Source organism: Ideonella sp. P3_A4 (genome assembly GCF_056403075.1).
In genome coordinates this window covers 1-2,696 of record NZ_JBFUGE010000733.1, presented here as the reverse complement: position 1 = coordinate 2,696, position 2,696 = coordinate 1, and the positions used below count along the sequence as shown (strand labels likewise).

5 protein-coding genes are annotated in these 2,696 nt (G+C 70.8%); 4 read left to right on the top strand and 1 reads right to left on the bottom strand.

Translation table 11 applies throughout. From position 1 onward, the window contains the following. The 4 genes from AC1DYI_RS31935 to AC1DYI_RS31920 form a co-directional block, all read left to right on the top strand. On the top strand, positions 1-509 hold a 509-nt coding region (locus AC1DYI_RS31935), incomplete at its 5' end, for an MFS transporter (RefSeq protein WP_477208134.1). Further along, positions 506-1,042 (top strand): DUF3833 domain-containing protein, encoded by a 537-nt coding sequence (locus AC1DYI_RS31930; RefSeq protein WP_477208133.1) that lies wholly within the window; start codon positions 506-508, stop codon positions 1,040-1,042. The genes AC1DYI_RS31935 and AC1DYI_RS31930, both read left to right, overlap by 4 nt. Positions 1,043-1,051: 9 nt before the next feature. Continuing rightward, positions 1,052-1,837, top strand: a complete 786-nt coding sequence (locus AC1DYI_RS31925; RefSeq protein WP_477208132.1) for an SDR family NAD(P)-dependent oxidoreductase — start codon at positions 1,052-1,054, stop codon at positions 1,835-1,837. A 22-nt stretch (positions 1,838-1,859) separates the two neighbouring features. After that, on the top strand, positions 1,860-2,312 hold the full coding sequence (locus AC1DYI_RS31920; protein ID WP_477208131.1) for a nuclear transport factor 2 family protein: 453 nt from the start codon (positions 1,860-1,862) through the stop codon (positions 2,310-2,312). A 4-nt stretch (positions 2,313-2,316) separates the two neighbouring features. Here AC1DYI_RS31920 and AC1DYI_RS31915 read toward each other — a convergent pair. Further along, positions 2,317-2,696, bottom strand: a 380-nt coding sequence (locus AC1DYI_RS31915) for a hypothetical protein (protein ID WP_477208130.1), incomplete at its 5' end; no start/stop codon positions are given.

The following is a 2,696-nucleotide window of genomic DNA, read 5'->3' as shown; positions in this document are numbered from 1 at the left end:
GGCCCGAGGGCGAGCCCTGGCTGCTGGGCTTGTACTTCAGCGCCGCGGCGGCTTCGCTGCCGGTGTGGGTACGCATCATCAGCCGCCTTGGCCTGGCGCGGGCCTGGGCGCTGGGCATGGCTCTGGCAATCGCGAGCTTCGTCGGCGCCGCCGCGCTGGGCGCCGGTGACGGCCTGTGGTTCGCGCTGGTCTGTGCCGGCAGCGGCCTGGCGCTCGGCGCCGATCTGTGCGCCCCGGCGGCGTTGCTGGCCGGGCTGTTGCGCGAGGCCGGCGGKCGGGCCGAAGGCGTGGCCTTCGGCTGGTGGAGCGCCGCGACCAAGCTGAACCTCGCCCTGGCCGCCGGCCTGGCGCTGCCGCTGCTGCACTGGCTGGGCTACCAGCCCGGCCAGCATGACCCAGCCGGCATCTCGGCGCTGGCGGTCGTATACGCGCTACTGCCTTTCGCGCTGAAGGCCGCGGCGCTGGCCTGCTTGTGGTGGGGATGGATACAACAGGAACCTGACGCATGAAACGCACTGACCAACGACTGACCACTGCGGCCTTGGCGATCGCCGGCCTGGCGGGCTGTGCCGGCCCGACCCCGGCCGACTACGCCCAGGAAACGCCGGCGCTCGACCTGGCGAGCTACTTCAACGGCCCGCTGCAGGCGCACGGCGTGTTCACCGACCGTTCGGGCAAGGTCGTGCGCCGCTTCACGGTCGACCTGGTCGGGCGCTGGAAGGGCGACGAGGGTGTGCTGGAGGAGGACTTCCACTACAGCGACGGCCAGACCCAGCGCCGCGTCTGGCACCTGACCCGCGGCACCGACGGCCGCTACACCGGCCGCGCCGACGACGTGGTCGGCGCCGCCGAGGGCCAGGCGCGCGGCAACGCGCTGAACTGGCACTACACGCTGGCCCTGCCGGTGAACGGCAAGGTCTGGAACGTAACCTTCGACGACTGGATGTGGCTGGTCGACGACAAGGTGATGCTGAACAAGGCGCGCATGAGCAAGTTCGGCATCGACCTGGGCGAGGTTACGCTGTCGTTCCAGAAGCCTTGAAGGCCACCGATGCCCTTGAACCCGCGCATCGACGACTGGCAAGGCCGGGTGGCCTGGCTGGTGGGCGCGTCGACAGGCATCGGGCTGGCGGTGGCGCAGGCACTGCATGCGCGCGGCGCGCGGGTCGTCGTCTCGGCACGCAGCGAAGCCGCGCTCGCCACGTTCGTCAGCGCGCACCCGGGCGCCGAGGCGTTGGTGCTCGACGTGGCCGACCGCGCACTGGTGCAGAGCGCGGCCGATTCGCTGCATGCTCGCCACGGCCGGCTCGATCTCGTGCTCTACGCGGCCGGCATCTACCAGCCGCTGCGCGCCACCGAGTTCGACCTCGACACGATGCTGCAGCACCAGCAGGTCAACGTGACCGGCGCCCTGCACGTGATCGCCGCAGTGCTGCCGCGGTTGCGCGCACAGGCCGCGGCGCGCCAGCCGGCACACCTGAGCCTGGTGGCCAGCGTGGCCGGCTACCGCGCGCTGCCGAAGGCGCTGGCGTACGGGCCGACGAAGGCCGCGCTGATCCACCTCGCCCAATCGCTGCACCTGGATCTGGCGCCACTTGGCGTCGGCGTGTCGCTCGTGAACCCCGGCTTCGTGCGCACGCCGCTGACCGCCGGCAACGATTTCCACATGCCGGCGCTGATCGAGCCCAAGCAGGCCGCACAAGAAATGCTCGCCGGCTGGGCCCGCGGCGATTTCGAGATCCACTTCCCGCGCCGCTTCACGCGGCTGTTGAAAGCGATGCGCTGGCTGCCGACCGGCCTGTATGAGGCGCTGGTGCGCCGTGCCACCGGCCTTTGACCCCTTGGACCCTGTCACCACGATGCCGAACGCCCCCAAGCCCCGTCACCCCGAACCTCACATTGACCGGACGGTCGCCTTTTTCGAGGCGATGGCGCCGGCCGACCTCGATCGCCTGGGCGACATCTATGCCGCACAGGCCCGCTTCAAGGACCCGTTCAACGACGTGGTCGGCATCGACATGATCCGCCGCGTCTACGCCCACATGTTCGATGCGCTGCAGGCGCCGCGCTTTCACATCACCCAGGTCATCGGCGGCGCCACCGACTGCGCGCTGGTGTGGGACATGGACTTCGCGCTGCGCGGCAAACTGATGACGATCCACGGCGCGAGTCATTTGCACTTCGACGCCGGCGGCCGCATCGCGCTGCACCGCGACTACTGGGACGCCGCCGAAGAGCTGTACGCCAAGCTGCCGGTGCTGGGGGTGCTGATGCGGGCCCTGCAGCGCAAGCTGGCGACGCCGCCCGCCTGACGCGTCAACGCGGCGGCGCCACCGTCCAAGGTGCCCGCCAGACCGCCCCACCAGCCTGCAGCCAGGCGTGACCATCGGCCAGCGTGATCGAAAAGCCGGCGCCATCCGGCCCGTGCAGGCGCCAGGTCGGCACGGACTCGACCGATACCGGCAACGCCTGATTCCAAGTCTGCCAACGCCCACCCGTCCCGGCCAGCATCGCCTGCCACCAGGCCCGCCGCGGCGCGGCCACTTCGGCCGGCCCCTGCAGTTGCCAGCCTGGCGGCCAGTCCGTCGCGCTGTTCAAGGCATCCGAGAACTTGGCCAGCGGCCGCGGCCACGCTGCCGGCGCTGGTACAGCAGCCCTGGAAACCTCAGCCTGTTTGAGGGCGGACGTCTCCGGTT

Bases quoted from the DNA above. Each gene is read 5' to 3' on its own strand.
- AC1DYI_RS31930 (WP_477208133.1), top strand. From the start codon at position 506: ATGAAACGCACTGACCAACGACTGACCACTGCGGCCTTGGCGATCGCC.
- AC1DYI_RS31925 (WP_477208132.1), top strand. From the start codon at position 1,052: ATGCCCTTGAACCCGCGCATCGACGACTGGCAAGGCCGGGTGGCCTGG.
- AC1DYI_RS31920 (WP_477208131.1), top strand. From the start codon at position 1,860: ATGCCGAACGCCCCCAAGCCCCGTCACCCCGAACCTCACATTGACCGG.